Annotated in this window: 20 protein-coding genes; 12 read left to right on the top strand and 8 right to left on the bottom strand. The window is 67.6% G+C overall.

Annotated features, from left to right (window positions below; translation table 11 throughout):
* Positions 1-56 precede the first annotated feature (56 nt).
* Positions 57-290, bottom strand: a complete 234-nt coding sequence (locus ACQPW1_RS47155; RefSeq protein WP_433660424.1) for a hypothetical protein — start codon at positions 288-290, stop codon at positions 57-59.
* Positions 291-511: 221 nt separating this feature from the next.
* Between ACQPW1_RS47155 and ACQPW1_RS47150 the strand changes: the two genes are divergently transcribed.
* On the top strand, positions 512-1,993 hold the full coding sequence (locus ACQPW1_RS47150; RefSeq protein WP_433660423.1) for an alpha/beta hydrolase: 1,482 nt from the start codon (positions 512-514) through the stop codon (positions 1,991-1,993).
* Positions 1,994-1,995: 2 nt separating this feature from the next.
* Here ACQPW1_RS47150 and ACQPW1_RS47145 read toward each other — a convergent pair whose 3' ends face one another.
* The 4 genes from ACQPW1_RS47145 to ACQPW1_RS47130 all read right to left on the bottom strand — a co-directional run bounded on the left by ACQPW1_RS47145 (position 1,996) and on the right by ACQPW1_RS47130 (position 6,077).
* Positions 1,996-2,697, bottom strand: coding sequence for a class I SAM-dependent methyltransferase (locus ACQPW1_RS47145; protein WP_433660422.1), 702 nt, complete (start codon positions 2,695-2,697; stop codon positions 1,996-1,998).
* 10 nt (positions 2,698-2,707) lie between these two features.
* Entirely contained in the window at positions 2,708-3,928 is a 1,221-nt protein-coding gene (locus tag ACQPW1_RS47140) for an erythromycin esterase family protein (protein ID WP_433660420.1), read from the bottom strand.
* Positions 3,929-4,034: 106 nt separating this feature from the next.
* Complete coding sequence (locus ACQPW1_RS47135) at positions 4,035-5,141, bottom strand: DUF4185 domain-containing protein (RefSeq protein WP_433660419.1); 1,107 nt, start codon at positions 5,139-5,141, stop codon at positions 4,035-4,037.
* Positions 5,142-5,318: 177 nt separating this feature from the next.
* On the bottom strand, positions 5,319-6,077 hold the full coding sequence (locus ACQPW1_RS47130; RefSeq protein WP_433660417.1) for a crotonase/enoyl-CoA hydratase family protein: 759 nt from the start codon (positions 6,075-6,077) through the stop codon (positions 5,319-5,321).
* Positions 6,078-6,240: 163 nt separating this feature from the next.
* Between ACQPW1_RS47130 and ACQPW1_RS47125 the strand changes: the two genes are divergently transcribed.
* From ACQPW1_RS47125 to ACQPW1_RS47115, 3 genes are read left to right on the top strand one after another with little or no spacing between them, the layout of a single operon-like run.
* Positions 6,241-7,758 (top strand): thiolase C-terminal domain-containing protein, encoded by a 1,518-nt coding sequence (locus ACQPW1_RS47125; protein WP_433660415.1) that lies wholly within the window; start codon positions 6,241-6,243, stop codon positions 7,756-7,758.
* Positions 7,755-8,519, top strand: coding sequence for a crotonase/enoyl-CoA hydratase family protein (locus ACQPW1_RS47120; protein ID WP_433660414.1), 765 nt, complete (start codon positions 7,755-7,757; stop codon positions 8,517-8,519). The genes ACQPW1_RS47125 and ACQPW1_RS47120 overlap by 4 nt, the downstream gene beginning before the upstream one ends.
* Complete coding sequence (locus tag ACQPW1_RS47115; RefSeq protein WP_433660412.1) at positions 8,504-9,169, top strand: TetR/AcrR family transcriptional regulator; 666 nt, start codon at positions 8,504-8,506, stop codon at positions 9,167-9,169. The genes ACQPW1_RS47120 and ACQPW1_RS47115 overlap by 16 nt, the downstream gene beginning before the upstream one ends.
* A 3-nt stretch (positions 9,170-9,172) precedes the next feature.
* Here the strand turns inward: ACQPW1_RS47115 and ACQPW1_RS47110 are convergent, their stop codons facing one another.
* Positions 9,173-9,967 (bottom strand): alpha/beta fold hydrolase, encoded by a 795-nt coding sequence (locus tag ACQPW1_RS47110; RefSeq protein ID WP_433660410.1) that lies wholly within the window; start codon positions 9,965-9,967, stop codon positions 9,173-9,175.
* 125 nt (positions 9,968-10,092) lie between these two features.
* Here ACQPW1_RS47110 and ACQPW1_RS47105 point away from each other — a divergent pair, with 125 nt between their 5' ends.
* The 4 genes from ACQPW1_RS47105 (at position 10,093) to ACQPW1_RS47090 (ending at position 11,767) form a co-directional block, all read left to right on the top strand.
* Positions 10,093-10,317, top strand: coding sequence for a hypothetical protein (locus tag ACQPW1_RS47105; protein WP_433660409.1), 225 nt, complete (start codon positions 10,093-10,095; stop codon positions 10,315-10,317).
* Positions 10,304-10,600 (top strand): hypothetical protein, encoded by a 297-nt coding sequence (locus tag ACQPW1_RS47100; RefSeq protein WP_433660407.1) that lies wholly within the window; start codon positions 10,304-10,306, stop codon positions 10,598-10,600. The genes ACQPW1_RS47105 and ACQPW1_RS47100 overlap by 14 nt, the downstream gene beginning before the upstream one ends.
* A gap of 102 nt (positions 10,601-10,702) precedes the next feature.
* Positions 10,703-11,038: a hypothetical protein gene (locus tag ACQPW1_RS47095; RefSeq protein ID WP_433660406.1), complete on the top strand. Its 336-nt coding sequence runs from the start codon at positions 10,703-10,705 to the stop codon at positions 11,036-11,038.
* A 93-nt stretch (positions 11,039-11,131) separates the two neighbouring features.
* On the top strand, positions 11,132-11,767 hold the full coding sequence (locus ACQPW1_RS47090; RefSeq protein ID WP_433660404.1) for a hypothetical protein: 636 nt from the start codon (positions 11,132-11,134) through the stop codon (positions 11,765-11,767).
* 10 nt (positions 11,768-11,777) lie between these two features.
* On the opposite strand, the gene ACQPW1_RS47085 is transcribed toward ACQPW1_RS47090, so the two are convergent.
* Positions 11,778-12,083: a DUF1905 domain-containing protein gene (locus tag ACQPW1_RS47085; RefSeq protein ID WP_433660402.1), complete on the bottom strand. Its 306-nt coding sequence runs from the start codon at positions 12,081-12,083 to the stop codon at positions 11,778-11,780.
* 104 nt (positions 12,084-12,187) lie between these two features.
* Between ACQPW1_RS47085 and ACQPW1_RS47080 the strand changes: the two genes are divergently transcribed.
* Positions 12,188-13,408: an acyl-CoA dehydrogenase family protein gene (locus tag ACQPW1_RS47080; RefSeq protein ID WP_433660401.1), complete on the top strand. Its 1,221-nt coding sequence runs from the start codon at positions 12,188-12,190 to the stop codon at positions 13,406-13,408.
* The gene (locus tag ACQPW1_RS47075; protein WP_433660399.1) at positions 13,405-14,841 is read left to right on the top strand and encodes an LLM class flavin-dependent oxidoreductase; all 1,437 of its coding nucleotides are present in this window, start codon (positions 13,405-13,407) and stop codon (positions 14,839-14,841) included. The genes ACQPW1_RS47080 and ACQPW1_RS47075 overlap by 4 nt, the downstream gene beginning before the upstream one ends.
* A gap of 42 nt (positions 14,842-14,883) precedes the next feature.
* Here the strand turns inward: ACQPW1_RS47075 and ACQPW1_RS47070 are convergent, their stop codons facing one another.
* The gene (locus ACQPW1_RS47070) at positions 14,884-15,372 is read right to left on the bottom strand and encodes a GAF domain-containing protein (protein WP_433660397.1); all 489 of its coding nucleotides are present in this window, start codon (positions 15,370-15,372) and stop codon (positions 14,884-14,886) included.
* A 301-nt stretch (positions 15,373-15,673) separates the two neighbouring features.
* On the opposite strand from ACQPW1_RS47070, the gene ACQPW1_RS47065 reads away from it, so the two are divergent.
* Positions 15,674-17,059: an IS1380 family transposase gene (locus ACQPW1_RS47065; RefSeq protein ID WP_433655183.1), complete on the top strand. Its 1,386-nt coding sequence runs from the start codon at positions 15,674-15,676 to the stop codon at positions 17,057-17,059.
* 135 nt (positions 17,060-17,194) lie between these two features.
* A complete protein-coding gene (locus ACQPW1_RS47060; protein WP_433665546.1) occupies positions 17,195-18,535 on the top strand; it encodes a styrene monooxygenase/indole monooxygenase family protein in 1,341 nt (446 codons plus the stop codon).
* Positions 18,536-18,539 lie beyond the last annotated feature (4 nt).

Genomic DNA, 18,539 nt, shown 5'->3' with positions numbered 1-18,539 from the left:
CGCGTGAACCCCCGAGAAACTAACGGGCAAGACCACTTAGCCGGGGACCGCGTCGACTACAGGCAGTACTTGGCGCCGTAGGAGATCGACTGCACGAGGCAGGCCAGGGCCGCGGCGCTGCTCGATCCGGGCGATACGCCGATCGGCGTCGGCTGCGTGCCGACCTGATCCGCCTGGGTGCTCGACGCGGGCTCCAGCGGAATCCCACCGGTCGCCGCGTTCGCCGTCCCTGCCCCGGCCGTCAGGGTAATCGCCACGGCGACAATGACTTTCAGGGTGGTACGGCTCATCGGATAGCTCCTACGTTGTGGATGTGATCACCCGTCACGCTAGCCAGGCCCTCCGCTGCGGACACGCCCCCAATGTCGTTGGCCACTGCTTCGGTGGCGCTACCTCGTGGTTCGTCAGCCCCACATCCCTCGGTGGCGCTATCTCGAAAGTGCTTGTAGGGCTAAGGGTCTAACTCCGCAGCCCGATGTCGGACGACGCTCCCGTCTCTACCGTTCATTGCATGCATAACACCTGGCTGACGCGTATTTCGTCGGCGATCGGTCGATATTCCATCCGATGCTCGGTACTCGTCGCGGTCGTCGTGATCGCGTGTCTCGGCTCGAGCATGAGCGTCGCCGGTGCAGTTCCCGCCGACGATGATCCGATCCAGGAAGAGGTCTCGTTCCAGAGTCACGGGCTGACGCTGCACGGCACCGTTTTCAGGCCGCGTTCCGTCGCCGCCGACGCGAAACTTCCCGGCATCGTGCTCGTTCATGGCGCGGGACCCGGCCCCCGTGCCAAGTACGTCCCGGAGGCGGAGGTGTTCGCTCGCGCGGGCATCGTCACCCTGGCCTTCGACAAACGCACGGACGGCTACTCGTTCATGGAACGGGACTTCGGCCTGCTGGCCGATGACGTGCTCGCCGGTCTCGCCACCCTGCGCGGCCGCGCGGACGTCGATCCGGCGCAGGCCGGGTTGTGGGCGTTGAGCGAGGGCGGCTGGGTGGCGACGCAGGCCGCCGCGAAGTCGCCGGATGTCGCGTTCCTGGTCACCATCGGCGCCTCCGGGTTCGACCCACTGCGCACGCAGACGTGGAACCTGGGCAATCAGCTGCGCCACGCCGCGGTTTCCGGTGCGTTCCGCGATGCGGTGGCGCGACCCGGCGCGCTGCTGATCTCCGAGACCGGCGCTTTTCCGGAGGCGGGCTATGACACTGTGCCGATGCTGGAGCAGCTTCGAATGCCGGTTTTGGCGCTGTGGGGCGAGCACGACACCCTGACCCCGCCCGCCGAGAGTGCCGCGGTGTTCCAGCGGGCCCTGGAACACGCGGGTAATCAGCACGCCACCATTCGGTTCGTGCCGGGTGCGGGCCATACCGGGCACGCCACCACCGACGGCTTCGACAAGGTCGGTGGTCTGGTCGTCGACGGCAAGCCGCTCGGTGCGCTAGGGCCCGAATATGCCGACGTGATGACCTCCTGGGTCCAGTCGGTAGCCGCTGGTCGTGCGCCGCTGTCCAGCGCCGAACCCGTTCCCGCGCAAGTGGATACGAGCCAAGCACCGTCTAGTGGAGCTTGGTACGAGGCGGCGGCGGTGCGATACGCCACCTTGGTGCTGTTGCTGATCGGATTCGCCGGATATCCGCTTTCCGCCTGGATCGGGCGGCGCGCGGAATCCGGTCGGAATCCGGTACGGTGGCCGGCCCGATGGTTGTCCGTGACCGGGCTCGTGGCTGTCGTCGGAACCCTGGGCTACCTGGTGTGGATCTTCGCCACCGGCGGCCAAGGTGCCGCTGCCTTCGTTGCCGGTCGCACCCTGCCATGGCTACTGCTGCAGATCTGTACCTTCGCAGCGCTGCTCGCGACCGCCGCGACGGCGCTGACCTGGTGGCGGGCGAGAGGTCAGCTGAGCGGGGCGGTCCGCGTCAGGCTCACCCTGCTGATCCTCGCGGGCGTCCTGTTCATTCCATGGGCCCTGTACTGGCGGCTACTGCTGCCGTGACCTCACGACGACGGCTCGACCTCGTCCGATTCCGTCGCCGGACGGTTGGCGATCACCAGGGCATCGATGGCGTCGCGTCCCTCCGTGGGCCGGAAGATGCGCTCGGCCAGCCGGATCTGAATGCGCTTGTCGGCGATGGCCTCGCCGAGGTCGGCGGCGATGTCGTCGGGGGTGAAGAGCACGGAGGGGTCCTTGGGGCCGCCGTAACCGTCGGTGAAGTTGGTGGTGTCGTGGCCGAGGATCAGCAGGGTGCCCTCGGGGACCAGCAGGTCCGCGGCCCGGCGGACCACCTTGCTCCGCTGATCGGCGGGCAGGTGCAGGAAGACCATCAGGACCAGCTCGAACGGGCCGCTGATCTCGGCGGCGTCGAAATCGGTGACGTCGGCGCATTGCCAGCTGATCCGGCTGCGCACCGAGCGGGACAGGCGGGTCGCGATGGTCCGGCCCTTGTCGACGCCGACCTGCGAGTAGTCGACTGCGTGCACCTGCCAGCCGTGGGTGGCCAGCCACAGCGCGTTGCGGCCCTCGCCGCAGGCCAGGTCCAGGGCGCGCGGGAGTTCGGGTGTTTCGCCGTCGGGGCCGTCGGGCCGCAGCGGCGTGCGTCGCTCCAGCCCGAAGACGTGCTCCACCACGGTGTTGTTCGGCGGTGCGCCCCAGACCAATTCAGTTTGCGCGTAGCGCTCGTCCCAATCGGTCGCATCCATGCCAGCGAGTCTATTGATCGTCGCTCGGCAACCAGTGCACCGGCGAGGTTTCCCGGATGTGCACCAGCACGTCGAAGGCGTCGGCCAGCGAGGCGACGGTGATGTTCGCGTCGGCATCCTTGGCCGGGTCGTAGATGCCGCTGATGACGCGTGCCTTGGCCGGCCCGCGCCGCCATTCACGCACCGCCTCCGGCGCCTCGTCGCGCAGGTCTACGTAGTAGGCGGGCAGATCGACCGAGCCGAGGATCGCGTCCACCAGATCGGGCCGGGGCTCGGGCGCCGTGGTCATGCCGAGGTTGCCGTGGTGGAAGCCGAGGGCGACCGAGGCGTAGCCGGTGCCGAACACGTCGTGCAGGTAGGCGCCGACGCCGCGGAACTGCGCTGTCCCCATTCCCAACCGGACGTTCGTGGTGTGCGCGATGCCATCCCAGTAAACGATCTTCGTTCCCGTGTCGCGCTGCCAATCGATGACGCGCTGGCCGGAGGGCCGTTCGTCACGGCCGAACCCGCCCTGCCCGGCGACGCTGTTCTCGTGGAAGTCGAGAATCAGCCGCAGATGCCGGTGAACATCGGCGTATTCCGTTGTAGGCGGCAAGGTTTCGAACAACGCGACGGCATCCCGTGCATCCTCGGCGAACAGACGGCCCGGATGAATGCCCTGATGCCGCTGGACATGTTCGTCCATCCGATGCGCGCTGCGGATCGGTGTGAGGTGAGCCTCGATGGCGGCCAACCGATCCGGGGCGACCCGGCGCACGTAATCGAGCACCACGTCGTAGTCCGCGGGCTCCGCACTCGGCGGCTGGACACCGAAGACCCGGACCTGATCGTCGGGATGCGCCAGGTTGAACGCGCGGATCCACTCCAGTGCCGCAACAGTTTCCGTCGTCCGCCACGGCCGCCACGATCCGGCCAGCACCGATTCGGGATCACCGACGCCGGTGCGCACATACTGGTCCCACCGCTCGCCGGAACGGGCGCTGTCCTGAATCGCCAACCCGCGGAAGCCATGTCGCTCGACCAGCGCGCGGAACAAACGCTCCTGCACTCCGTAGATCTGCCGGGAGAACCGCGTCGACTCACCGAGTCCGACCACCGTCGCGGACCCGAGCCGATCGATCAGGGGATCGAGATCCGGTCCGGCATAGCCGGGATCGGTATCGACGACCGGACGCGCGTTGGCACTGAGCCAGGCACGCACGGTGGCGATCTCGGGTGCGACGGTTCCCATGGTTCCTCCTGAACGACGACGATCCAACACGGCCAAGCCTCATACATCAAGCATTGTTGAGGTCAAGAGCCGTGTTGGATCGCGCCGATCCCGGTGCTGGAAACCCTTATAGCGGTGTGCGCATGAGCAGCACGTTGTACTGGCTGTGCACGGTCGTGAGGTAGTACAGATCACGCCCGGTCTGGTACGGGAAGATCGACGGCGCGTACGCGCTCGGCAGCTCCCTGGTGTCGATCAACACCTCGGGATCACTCCACGGACCGGTCGGCGCCGACGCGCGCCGCAGCACCACCGAGTTGAACGGGTCGGTGGTGAGCGAGATGTATTGGCCGAGATACGCGTTGTACATCACCGAGAGTTCGCCGACGCCCCACATGATCGGCGCCGCGGCATTGACGTCGCCGCGTCGCCACGCCCCGCCGTCCCAGTATTCGTACGCGCCGAGGTCGGTGATCTGGACTTCCGGAACGCGCGCCACGAACGCGGACTGGTTGCGTCCGGACGGGGTGCCGTACTCGTAGACGAAGCCGCCGTCCTTGAGGAAGGCGTTCATCTGGAAGTTGCTGTTGCCGCCGTCATCCGGGCGTCGGGTGGCGGGCAGCTCGCCCCAGGTCTCGCCGTTGTCACCGGAGGCGGCGAGCCCGGAGTAGTTGGTGCTCCACTGCCCGACCTCGTCCCAGCTGCGCACGGACATGAGGCTCATGAATTGGACTCCGCCCACCGAAATGCCCGCGGTCGGAATACGGCTAATCTCCAGAAACGGGATTTTCGGGCTCGGTACGAGGTCGCGCGCCTGACCGAATACATCGCGGACAACGCTGTCGAAGTAGATGCCTCCGGCCGGGTTCTGAGTGTGGCTGCGCGTCAGAATGTTCGACCGCCACGACCACATACTGCCCGCCAAGAGGTTCGGAAAGCCGACGCCTGCGGTGTCGCCGAATGCGGTCAGCAATTCGCCGTTTCCGTTGTCCCACATGATGCCGAGGTCGGTGCCGAGCACGTTGTAGGCCTGGGTGTTGTTCGGGCTGGCCATGCCGGTCATCTGGAATACGGCCTTGGTGCGCCCGACCAGATTGGGCAGGCCGTTGCTCCCGTTGAGCACCGGAATTGGATTGATGGTGTTTGGGTTTGCGCTGGCGGGGGTAGTTGCAGTGATAAGCAAGGCCGAAGCACCCGCCAACGCCGAAAGCAAGATGGATGCCGTCTTGGTCAAAGTCTGTGAGCCCTCCGTATCCGCGCCGAGAGCGATACGAAACACAGAATTCCCGCGATACGCAGACCATTCGCGGTGTGCAACGCACCACATTCGACTGGCTGGCAAATCTCTAGGAAATGCTAGCAGTGAACTCGTCGAAAATGTGGTGCGTATCTCAAAAGGGGCCGTTGGGCGCTAGCTTCCGGACTTCCCCCGTGTCGTGGCCAGCCGGATGATCAGCGGCAGCTGCGTCGCGCGTTCCAGTGCGAAGGTGCGGCGTGTCGAGGCCTCCCACGCCTTGTCGAAGAGTCGCTTGGCACCGGCGACGGCGTGTGGCGAGCGCGTCGCGATGCGGTCGGCGAGCTTCTCCGCCGCGGCGAGCGGGTCCGCGGTGACCTCGGTGACCAGGCCGATCCGCTCGGCGTAGGCGGCGTCGACGGTGTCCGCGGTCATCGTCAGTAGCAGCGCCTTGTCGACGCCGATCAGCCGGGACAGGGTGGCCGCGCCGGTCATGTCGGGCACCAGGCCGTGCTTGGCCTCCATCACCGAGAACTCCGAGTCCGGGGTGGCGAAGCGGAAGTCGGCGGCCAGTGCGAGCTGCAGCCCGCCGCCGTAGCAGCGGCCGTGCACCGCGGCGATCACCGGAACCCGCAGCCTGCGCCAGGCCCAGCAGGCCTCCTGAAAGGTGTTGGTACCGCGCCACGGCAGCGGAATGAAGCTGTGCACGATGGACAGCGGGTCGCCGGCCGCCTTCGCGATGTCCAGGCCACTGCTGAAGCTCGGGCCGTTGCCGGACAGGATGACCGCGCGCACATCGTCGCGGCCCGCGATGGTGTGCGCGGTGTCGATCAGCTCGCCGAGCATGTCGATGGTGAGGCCGTTGTGCTTGTCCGGCCGGTCGAGGGTGACGTAGGCGCGGTCGCCGTCGAACCGCAGCGCGATGTTGGTGCCCATGCCCGGATCTTACCCGTGAGTCAGTTCAGCGGTAGGTGACCATTGCCCCGGTCATGCGGTCTCTGCTGTAATCGAACCCGAGTTACCGTCAATGCTGACGGTATCCGCGTCGACTCGGTCGGCGGCCCGCAAGATCATCGGAGGAACAATGCTGCCAGCGGGAATGGACCCTCGAACGCCGGTGCTGGTCGGCGCCGGGCAGGTCGTGCACCGGAGCGGCGAGTCGGGGCTGCCGGGTCCGGTCGAACTCGCCGCCGAAGCCCTGCGTCGCGCGGGCGCCGACAGCGGCACCGGCGATCGACTGGTGCGCGCCGCCGATCTGATCGCGGCCGCGGCACCCGTCAGCAGGCCGTACCCGGATCTCGGCGCGCTGGTCGCCGCCGAGCTCGGCGCGACTCCGAAGCGAACGATGCAGTCCGTGCGTTTCGGCGGTGACGCACCGCAGCGCCTGCTGAACACCGTCGCCCAGGCGATCGCCGGCGGCCGATCCGACATCGCGCTGATCACCGGCGCCGAGGCGGTGGCCGCATGGAACACCGCCACCCGCACCGGTGCCACGCTGAACTGGCCGGACCAGTCCGACGACGTCCAGCCGACAGAGCTCATCGGCTCGGACCGCGCACCCAACTCCGACATGGAAACCGCGGCCGGTCTGTGGGGCCCGGTGTACTTCTACGCCCTGATGGAAACCGCCCTGCGCGGTCGGCTCGGGCTGACCGAGGAACAGCATCGAGCACGGATCGGCGGCCTGTGGTCGCGGCTGTCCGCGGTGGCTGCGGGCAATCCCTATGCGTGGCAGCCGACGTCGCAGACCGCCGCCGATCTGGTGACGCCCACGCCCGCGAATCGGCTGGTGTCTACGCCGTATCCGAAGCTGCTCATCGCGAACCTCTCGGTGAATCAGGGCGCGGGGCTGATCGTGTGCAGCGCGGCCGCCGCGACCGCGGCCGGGGTGCCGCGGGACCGGTGGGTGTTCCCGCACGGCGGTGCCACCGCGACCGACGAGTGGTTCGTCTCCGAGCGCGCGGACCTGGCCACCTCGCCCGCCATCGCGGCCGCCGGACAGGCCGCCCTCGGTGCCGCCGGTATCGGCATCGACGAGGTCGCGCACATCGACCTGTACTCCTGCTTCCCCGTCGCGGTGCAGGTCGCGGCCGAGGCGCTCGGGCTGCCGATCGACGATCCGGCGCGGCCGCTGTCGGTCACCGGCGGGCTCACCTTCGGCGGCGGCCCCGGCAACAACTACACCACCCATTCGATCGCGACACTGGTCGGCTTGCTGCGCGAAGACCCCGGCGCCTACGGCCTGGCGACCGCGCTCGGCTGGTACATCACCAAGCATGGTGTCGGCGTGTACTCGGCCGAACCGCCTGCGCAGCTGTTCCGTTCGATCGAGGCGCAGGTGCCCGTTGCCAGGCGCGACGCGGCCCCCGGCTACACCGGCCCGGCCACCGTCGAGTCGTACACCGTCGCCTACCGCAAGGGCCCCGCGCCCGACCACGTCGACGAACCCGAAGCCGTTGTGGTGAGCGCTCTTACGCCGACCGGCGAACGCATACTGATCCGGGCGTCCGACGCCGAGACGGTCGCGGCGTTCGATAACGGCGATCCGCTCGGTGCTGCCGCCGACATCACCGCCGCCGACAAGCTCATCCTGCTCACCGAGAGGACCGTCCGATGACAGACCTGATTCTGGTCGAACGGCGCGACGCCATCACCGTGCTGACCGTCAACCGCCCCGAGGCCCGCAACGCCATCAACCTCGCGACCGCGCAGGCCATCGAGACCGCGGTCGACGAGTTCGAGGCCGACGACTCCGCCCGGGTGCTGGTGCTCACCGGCGCGGGCGGAACCTTCAGCGCGGGTATGGATCTCGTCGCCGCATCGAAGGGCGAGATGCCGATGACACAGCGGCGCGGTCCGCTCGGGATCGCCGCGAAACCTCCGGCGAAGCCGATGATCTCGGCGGTCGAGGGTTTCGCGCTGGCCGGTGGTTTCGAGCTGGCGCTGTCCGGTGACCTCATCGTCGCCGCCAGCAACGTCCAGTTCGGCATCCCAGAAGTGCGGCGCGGCTTGGTCGCCGCCGGTGGTGGTGTGCTGCGCCTGACCCAGCGGCTGCCGCGCAGCATTGCCGCCGAACTCGCGCTCACCGGCGGGCGGATCGGCGCCGAGCGGCTCTACCAACTGGGCCTGGTCAATCGGATCACCGAGCCCGGCGCGGCCCTGGATGTCGCCTTGGAGCTGGCCGCCGAAATCGCCACCGCCGCACCGCTGGCCGTCGCCGCGAGCAAGCGGATCATCGACGAGTCGCCGGACTGGACGGTGACCGAGGCGTTCGCCAAGCAGGGTGAGATCGCCTTGCCCGCAATCTTTTCCAAGGACGCCGCCGAGGGCGCGCTCGCCTTCGCGCAGAAGCGCGAACCGCAGTGGCAGGGCCGCTGACTTCCGCCGGGGAACGCGTCCGGGAGACGCAGGCGCAGCGCCGGGCGCGCATGCGCACGCGGCTCCTCGACGCGGCGGTGGAGAGCCTGGTCGAGGTCGGCTATGCGGGCACGACCACGCTCGAGGTGCAGAAGCGGGCCGGGGTGCCGCGCGGCACGCTACAGCATCATTTTCCGACCAAGGCCGATCTGCTCGCCGGTGCGGTCGAGCATCTCGCCGCCCGTCGATTCGACCAGCTGACAATGGAATTCGCGGAACTTCCGGACGCGGCGGATCGGCTGGAGGCCGCCGTCGAGTTGACCATGCGGATGCTCAGCGGCCCGTCGTTCTGGGCCGCGCTGGAGATGTGGGTCGGTGCGCGCACCGACCCGGAACTGCTCGCCGCGTTCCTGCCGCTGGAGCATCGGCTGTTCGAGTTGATGCACAACAGCATTCGCGATGTCTTCCGCGCGGAGTTCCCGGATGACCCACGGGTGCCGACGATCACCGAGTTCACCATCGAGATCATGACCGGCCTCGCCATGCGGGTGCTGTTGACCGGTGAGGTCGATCGGAACCGAATCATCCAGCACCGCTGGCGGAATGCGGTGCGCATCCTGCTGGGGACGGCGCATCCGGACACGCTGACCGAGCCGCGCGGGGAGCGCTGACCGCTACTGCTTACCGATGGTGTCCAGCACTGCCCGCGCGCACCCGGCGGGGTCGTCGTAGAACGGCGTGTGGCCGCTGCCGCGCAGCGTGACGTGTTCGGCGTCCGGCAGTTCCGCACGGGCACGACGACTCTGGGTGCGGTAGGTGAGCAGGATGTCGCGATTGCCCCAGGCGATGGTGACGGGAATGTCTGCCAGCGCGCCGATTTCGTGCAGCTTCGCGTCGGCGAACGAAGCGAGGGCCGACTCGAACCCCGGTGCGTCCGCCGCACCGTTCGCGGTATCCATCGCCACCTGGGTACTGACCGCCCATGCCTTACCGAAGACCAAGCTCAGGAACACGGTTCGGCCCGCGGCTGTGCCGAGAATGGTCGGTAGTGCGCGCTTCATCGGGCCGACGAGCATCCGAGACTTGCCGAGCGACTGCTGGCACCAGACGCGACCGGCCTTGTCCCAGAACGCGATCGGCGAGAAGGCGGTGACGGAGCGGGCCAGCCCGCGTGCGCCGAGGTTCAACGTGATCAGCCCGCCCATCGAGTTCCCCGCCAGGTGCGGCCGCTCGATCCCTTGTGCGGCAAGGAATTCCGCGAGCGCATCGGTGAGCGTGTCGACGGTCGTGGTGGCCAGCGGCGCCGAACCGCCGAAGCCGGGCAGGTCCACAGCGATCACGTCATAAGACTCGGCAAGCGTGTCGATGACCGGCTCCCACACCTGCCACCGGCTGCCGATGCCGTGTACCAGAACCAGCGGTTCGCCCGCCCCGACCCGGTGATGGTTCAACGTAGTCATCTCGGTCATCCCAACTTTCCGCCCGCCGGTGCGCCCACAGTAACAGCAGTCACCAGCCATCAGTTGCCGGTCTGCTGGCAAAAACCACATAATTTCCGCTGGCAGTGGCCCGAAAAGTCGGTACGATAAATGGTATGGCAACGCGTAAGGTAACCCTTTCGCTGGACGAGGCCGCCTGGTCCTTCGCCGAGCAGGCCGCGGCCCGCGCGGGTATGTCGCCGTCGGCGTGGATATCGAAGGCCGCCCGGCGTGAGGCCGTGCGCACCGGGTGCGGTCCGGCAGTGGATGTGACGGCGCAGGCCGCCGCCGACGCGGCCGAGATGGCCGCCGCCGAGGAGGCGATGCGTGCGGCGGGGTGAACTGTGGATCTACAACCCGCATGGTTCGCCGCGACGCCGCACTGTCGTGCTCATCAGCAGTGACGGCATCAACGAGTCGCCGAGGCCCTGGCTGATCGCCGCCGAGGTGGTCGAGGACGATCCCCAGGACATCCTCGCGGTGCCGGTGGAACATTACGGCTGGGTGCACGCCGGGAATATCGGTCGTATCTTCCGGGGGTGGCTCGCGGAACGGGTCGATGAAATGGAAATCGAGACGCTGGAACGCCTGGATACCGCGTTGCGCGCCGCCATGGATTTGTGAAAATCTGCAGCGCGCGAAGGTTTCCGACCTGATCGGTACCATCGTGGCCGACGTCCCACAGCGTCCATTCGACGGTGTCCATTTCGACAGATAGGGATTCAGGTGCGGATCTCCCTGATCGCCGCGGCGCTCATCGCGCTGCCGGTGCTCGCGGCATGCGGCAACGACAAAGCGGCGGCAGCGCCGACGGTGACGCAGGCGGACCTCGCCAAGTCCCTCCAGGACAAGGGCCTCAAGAGCCAGCAACTGGCCGATTGCGCCGCGAAACTCTTTGTCGAACAGGGCATCTCGCAGGACGGCCTGCGCGTCATGGTCAGCAACGAGTACGACACCAAGGCCGCCGACCAGGAGACCCTCGGCATGAGCAAGGACGACGCGGAAAAGGCGCGCACCGCGAGCGCCCGCATCGCCACCGAATGCATGGCCACCCCGCGCTGACCCCACCACTCCGATAGTCGGCGCGGCTGCGGCATTTGTCTTATTCTGGCGTGACGTCGATGTGTGTGTCGGCCGGGGGAGACGAGGGCCGACATGCAACCGCACCATCCAGGTTCGCCGTATCCGGCCCCTCCGCAACGAATCACGCCGTCCGGCTGGTGGTTCGCGTTCGGCGGCCTGCTCATCGCCATCGGCGTGCTCGGTGGCCTCGGTCTCGGCGTCTTCGGCATCACCCAGACGTCCAGCAAGATCGATGACTTCCAGCGGATCGCGGTGCCCGGCTCCGGTGACCTGCGGCTAGCCGAAACCGGCGGCTACACAGTGTATTTCGAGGACACCTCGGGCGGTGGCTACGGCGGCCGGGTGAACATCGTCATCACCGATCCGAGCGGTTCGGCGGTGCCGCTGAACAAATACGACGCGACCGTCACCTACTCCTTCGGCAAACACAGCGGCGAAGCAGCCTTCTCGTTCGAGGCGAAACAGCCCGGCACCTATCACGTGACAACGAAGGGTGACCCCGGCGTCACCGCCGCCATCGGTCGCGGGCTCGGCAGCTCGTTCGTCTACCAGCTGTTCGCCGCGCTCGGCGTCGGCGGTGGTGGGCTACTCCTCGGACTCGTGGTGATCATCGTCGTCGCGGTGAAGCGCAGTGGCAGCAAACGCAGGGCGGCGCAGGCCGGTGGCTACCCACCGGGCCCGCCGCAATTCGGTCCGCGCGAGTACTGACCGTCCGGACTCAGCCCAGGGCGACGACCAGCTCGATCTTCGGCCGCGATCCAGCGCCGAGGTCTTCGGCGGTGCGGACCGCCTTCTTCACCGGCAGCACGTACGTGGCGCGTGACTTGTCCGGAAACAGCGAGGTGGACCAGCGGCTGGCACCGATCGTGACGTGCACGCGAACCGCGCCGAACCCACCGGCGAGCTGGGCGTAGCGCTCCTCGATTTCGTCGGCGATCTCCTCGGGCAGCGAGATGAAATGCCACGACCCCATGCCGGAGTGTTCCCACACTTCCGCCGTGAACGAGTACTGCGATCCAGCCACGTCGCGACTGTAGCGGGACCTACCGACAACTCCGGCGGACCACCATTTCGATCGCGGTGCGCGCAACCCGTGAGCCGAGCACGGCGCTGCGCCATCGTGGGGTGATGACATCCATCGAGGCCAAATCCGCCACAGACTCCGAACTGGATGCGGTCTTCGGACCGATCTTCGCGCGCATCGCGCAGGGGGCGGTGGCGCGCGAAGTCGATCGACGCCTGCCGTTCGAGGAGGTGGGCTGGCTGCGCGAGGCGAAGTTCGGCGCGCTGCGGGTGCCGGTCGAGTTCGGTGGATACGGCGTCACCGTGCGGCAGCTGTTCCGGCTGCTGATCGAGTTGGCGGCGGCCGAATCGAACCTGCCGCAGGCGCTGCGCGTGCACTTCTCGTTCGTCGAGGACCAACTGCTGGCCGAGCCGGGACCGAGCCGCGAGCAGTGGCTGCGGACGGCGACGAGCACGCTGGTCGGCAACGCGATCACCGAGCCGGGGGTGGGCGCGGTCGACCGCTACCGCACCCGGCTGACCAAGGACGGCGACCGCTGGCTGCTCAACGGTGTGAAGTACTACAGCACCGGCTCCCTGTACGCCGACTACATCCTGGCCGCAGCTGATCGTGACGGTGAGCGAGTGGGTGTGCTCGTCGACGCGAACGCCGAAGGCGTGCGCCAGCACGACGACTGGGACGGCTTCGGGCAGCGGCTGACCGCCAGCGGCACAACGGAATTCACCGATGTCGTGGTGTCCGAGGAGCGAATCCTCGGCCCCGGGTATGGTGCCCCCGGCCCGACCTACGCGACCTCGTATCTTCAGCTGGTCCAGCTCTCGGTGCTCGCCGGTATCGCACAGCGCGCGGAACTGGACGCACGAGAGTGGGTGGCGGGACGCACGCGCAGCTACTCGCACTCAACCGCGGGCGTACCGCGCGAGGACCCACTGGTGCAACAGGTGATCGGCCGCCTGTCCGCCGCCGCGTTCGCCGCCAGGTCGAGTGTGCTCGCCGTCGCCGACATCCTCGACGAGGTGCTCGCCGGTGGCGCGAAGGACGAAAAGTCTTTGGTGGCAGCCGAACTCGCCGCCGCCCAGGCGCAGCTCGCGGTGATCGATCTGGTGCTGCCCGCCACCACGCTGCTCTTCGAAGTCGGTGGCGCGTCGGTCGTTTCGGAACGCCAGCGGCTGGATCGGCACTGGCGCAACGCGCGCACCATCTCGGTGCACAACCCGGCCATCCAAAAGGCAAGGGCGATCGGCGATCACCTGTTGAACGGCGCCGACCTGCCGTTCGCCTGGAGCGCGGGCGAACGCAAGCCCGCGACGGAGGCCGCGCAGTGACCCGCCGAATTCGCTTCAACGCCTTCGACATGAACTGCGTCGCCCACCAATCCCCGGGTCTGTGGCGGCATCCGGACGACCAGTCGCACCGGTACAAGGAACTGAGCTACTGGACCGAACTCGCGAAACTGTTGGAGCAGGGGCGTTTCGACGGCATCTTCATCGCCGACGTGCTCGGCACCTACGACGTGTACGGCGGCAGCGATATCGCCGCGCTGCGGCAGGGCGCGCAGATCCCGGTGGCCGATCCGCTGCTGCTCGTCTCGGCCATGGCCGCGGTCACCGAACACCTCGGGTTCGGCATCACCACCGGCACCGGTTTCGAGCATCCCTTTCCGTTCGCGCGCCGACTCTCCACCCTCGATCACCTGACCAACGGGCGCATCGGCTGGAATGTGGTGACCGGCTACTTGCCCTCGGCGGCAAGGAATTTCGGCGCCGAAGATCAGCTCGACCACGACGAGCGCTACAACCAGGCCGACGAATACCTGGAGGTCCTCTACAAGCTGTGGGAAGGCTCGTGGGAGGACGACGCGGTGGTCCGCGATGCCGCGCAGGGCGTCTACGTCGACCCGGCGAAGGTGCACCACATCGGCCATCAGGGCAAGCACTTCACCGTGCCCGGCATCCACCTCTCCGAGCCGTCACCGCAGCGCACACCGGTGATCTACCAGGCGGGCGCCTCGACCCGCGGCGTGCGCTTCGCCGCGGAGAACGCCGAGGCCATCTTCATCGCCGCACCATCGAAACGACTACTCGCCCAGACGGTTTCCCGGATCCGCGCGGCGCTGCAAGATGCGGGCCGCGACCCGCACTCCGCGCGGATCTACGCGCTGGCCACCATCATCACCGACGCCACCGACGAAGCAGCACAGCAGAAGCACGAGGAGTACCTGTCCTACGCCAGCATCGAGGGCGGCCTGGTCTTCATGTCCGGCTGGATGGGTATCGACCTGTCCGGCTATGACCTGGACGATCCGATCGGGCAGGTGCAGAGCAACGCCATCCAGTCCGCCGTGGCCGCCTTCCAGGAGTTCGACGACGACGGCCGCGAGTGGACGGTGCGCGATATCGGACGGTGGGCGGGCATCGGCGGCATGGGCCCGGTGTTCGTCGGCTCCGGTGCCACGGTCGCGGACCTGCTTCAGGAATGGGTCGAGGACACCGATTTGGACGGCTTCAACCTGGCCTACGCCATCACCCCCGGTTCCTTCGAAGATGTTGTCCAGCACGTTGTCCCGGTTCTCGCCGAACGCGGCGCGTACGCCACCGACTACGTGCCGGGCACCCTCCGTAACGCCCTGTTCGAAGCGGGCGACCGGCTGCCCGACGAGCATCGCGGTGCGCGCTATCGCGTGGGCGGCCCCGGATCCACCGCGCTACCCGACGAGGTCTCGCGTCCAGGCGCGGCGGTCGCTACGCCGGGTTCGTAGACACGGTCGTTCCGGCGAGCACCTGGGTGTTCGCCGGAACGACTAAGACGGGAGGGAATCGAGGAAAGCCCGTGCGACGGATTCCAATCCGTCCTTGTCGATTTCATCGAACCGGTCCGGCTTCGGACTGTCGAGGTCGAATACGCCGACGAGCGCGCCATTGTGCACCAACGGAATAACGACTTCCGAACGCGTCTCCGCGTCGCACGCAATATGGCCCGGGAACGCGTGCACATCGGGCACCAGTTGCGTTTCCCTGGTCTGCGCCGCGGTGCCGCACACACCTTTCCCGATGGGAATGCGGACGCACGCGGGCTGACCCTGGAACGGTCCGACCACCAGCTCGTTTCCGTCGAAGAAATAGAACCCGACCCAATTCAGCTCGGGCAGCGCGTGAAACACCAGCGACGCCAGATTCGCGGCGTTGGCGACCCGGTCCGGCTCGCCCGCCACCAGCGCCGCCGCCTGCGCGGCGAGCTGGCGGTACTGCTCGGTCCGGTCTCCGGTCAGCTCGGCAACAGTGAACGACATGGCCCGAATGGTACGCCAGGCAAAACCGCTGTCGCCGCATTGATTCTCGCTGATCGCAACACTCACGAGGGACAGGTCACACCCCGGATGATCCGAGCATGACAACGCAGAATTCCGTTCCCCGTTCCACCCGTTCGGCCGCGGTAATCGGTGCCGGCCAAACCGGTGTCACTGCGGCACTAGCCTCGGCCAATCATGGTAATGGCGCCTAACCTGCGGCGGGAATGGCGAAAGGTGCTCCGACCTGCGATAATTCGACTTGCGAAGGCTGAATTGATCGAGGTTTTGGAGCACCTTTCTGGTGGGCAAGTCTATATCGCCGTATCCGCGGCTGACCATCGACGGTGACGGTGCGGGCGTGGTGTCACACGCAGGTGCGGCACTGCTGCTGCGTACTGCCGAGATAACTGGTTTGACCTGGGGTTTGTCGGAACAGTTGGGGCCGTGGCGCAAACCGATGGCTGTCCACGACCCGGGCAAGATCGTGCTGGATTTGGCGGTGACACTCGCGGTCGGTGGTGACTGCGCCGCGGATGTGGCGTTGTTACGGGCCGAGCCGGGCGTGTTCGGTCTGGTGGCCTCGGATCCGACGGTGTCGCGGACGATCACCGCGCTGGCTGCCCAGGCACCGAAAGCGTTGGCCGCCATCGCTTCTGCACGCGCGGACGCGCGGGCGCAGGCGTGGGCCGTGGCTGGGCCGAACGCCCCCGGTCACGGGATCAACATCGATGATCCGTTAATCATCGATCTCGACGCCACCCTGACCGACGCGCACTCGGAAAAACAGAACGCCACACCGACGTTCAAGCGGGGCTTCGGCTTCCACTCGCTGTGGTCGTTCATCGACCACGGTCGCACCGGCACCGGCGAGCCCGCCGCGCCCATGCTGCGGCCGGGCAACGCCGGTAGTAATACCGCTGCCGACCACAAGCAGGTTCTCCGCGATGCCCTCGCTCAGCTGCCGTGGCAGCCGGGATGGCGGGTCGGCCGGAAAGTGCTGGTGCGCACCGATTCCGGTGGCGGCACCCACGAGTTCCTCGACTACTGCCACCGCCGCCGGCTGCAGTACTCGGTCGGGTTCACTCTCACCGACGAGATCGTCACCGCCATGGGCACCCACCTGAATCCGCAGGATTGGACACCGGCCTACGACGCAGACGGCGAGGTCCGCGACGGCGCCTGGGTCGTGGAAGTCACCGGCATCACCGAGTTGACCGGATGGCCGCCCGGCATGCGGCTCATCGTCAGGAAAGAGAGACCACACCCCGGTGCTCAGCTGCGGTTCACCGACCGCGACGGGATGCGGTTGACCGCGTTCGTCACCAACACCACCCGCGGCCAGCTGCCCGACCTCGAGTTGCGTCACCGCCAGCGGGCCCGCTGCGAAGACCGGATCAGAAACGCGAAAGACACTGGCCTGCGCAATCTTCCGTTCCACAGCTTCGACGCCAACCGCATCTGGCTCGCCGTCGTCGCGCTCGCACTCGACCTGACCGCCTGGATGCAGACACTCGCCCTGCACGACCACCCCGCACGTCGCTGGGAACCGAAAACGCTACGGCTGCGGCTGTTTTCAGCCGCCGGACGCATCGCCCGCCATGCCCGCAAAACCACACTGCACCTGGCGCGGCACGCCCCCTACACCGAACTGCTCACCACCGCCGCAGCACGCCTGCAACCCGGCTGACCAGCCAGAAACCGTCCCTGCAACCAAGGAAACCAACCACCCGGGCCAGTGGAACCCGGCAGCCAGCCCGCTGCGCGGGCCAGCTGCCCTGCCCGCAACCGGAAAACTACGACCGAAACACCCAATCCGAACCCGATCAGGCCAGCACATCAACCCGGCGAAAGATCGAGGCTAGGTTTGCTCGACGCCGGATTCGACGTCACCCTCTACAGCGACCGCGAACAACGCAGTCTGCGCGACGACGTCCCTGCCACCGGCACCGCGCTCGAATTCGGGATCACCCAGCAGGCCGAGTCCGCACTCGGCCTGGACAACTACACCGCGCGGGCGCAGCGGCACACCGGACTCAGCGCCCGCATCGTCGGACCGGACCGCGCCGAATTGATCCAATTCGACGGCAATTTCGACGGCTATGTCGGCGTTGCCGTCGATACCCGGCTGAAGGCCGACGAACGACTGACCATCTTCCAGGAGCGCGGCGGTCGTTTCGTCGTCGAGCAGGTGACCCCGGAGACCCTCGACACGATCGCCGCCGCCAACGCCCTCACCCTGGTCGCCACCGGTCGCGGCGGCCTGTCCGACCTGTTCCCGATCGACGAGGCACGCACCCCCTACGACGCACCGCAGCGTTCGCTGCTCACCGTCACGGTGACCGGAATCGGTTACGACAAGGACATTTTCGCGCACCGCAGCCCGGCGGGCGGTGCGCACAGCGGCTACTCCATCGTTGCCGAGCAGGGCGAGGGCTGGTGGGGTCCGTACCTGCACAAGGACGCGGGTCCGAGCTGGGCGTTCCTCGGCTGGGCCCGGCCGGGTAGCGAATGGGAAAGCCGTTTCGCCGCAGCGGATTCCGCCGAGTCCGCGCACCGGATCGTGCAGGACCTGTACCGGGACTTCGCTGACTGGGACCTGCCCGAGGTGCAGGCGACTCAGGTGATCGCCGACGACCCGCACTCCTGGCTGAAGGGCGCGGTGCGGCCGGTGGTCCGATCGGCCGTCGGGCACACCGCGGGCGGGCACCTGGTGGCCTCGCTCGGTGACACCGCGTCCGCGTACGACCCGATCGCGGGCCAGGGCGCGCAGAGCGGGCTCATCCAGGCACAGCGGCTCGTCGCGGCCGCCGCGGTGCACGAAGGCGAGTTCGACGAGGCCTGGCTCAACGAGCAGTACGCGGGCTTCCTCGCGGTGCGCGGCGATGCCGCCAGCAAGGTCACCCGGCTGTTCCTCGGTGATCCGGAACTGGCCGAGATCGGCAACAACTTCTTCGTCGCCGCGGGCGTCGACCCGAAGTTCGCCACCGCCCTCGTCGGCCTGCTGCATCACCCGCAGCCGTTCCTGCCGGTCGACTCGGTGGAAGCGGCCAACGAGTTCATCACCCGCGTCACCGGCGAAGACGCGGAGGCGCTGCTCGGCCGCTTCGCACCGGCCGGAAAGTTCGCCCGATCCACCTTCGCCGACACCCTCACCAACGCCTGAGAAA

Origin of the sequence: Nocardia sp. CA-128927 (assembly GCF_050955855.1) — a bacterium.
Taxonomy (GTDB): Bacteria; Actinomycetota; Actinomycetes; order Mycobacteriales; family Mycobacteriaceae; genus Nocardia.
Note: the sequence above shows the minus strand (reverse complement) of the source record. Positions and strands in the feature narration are given on the sequence as shown.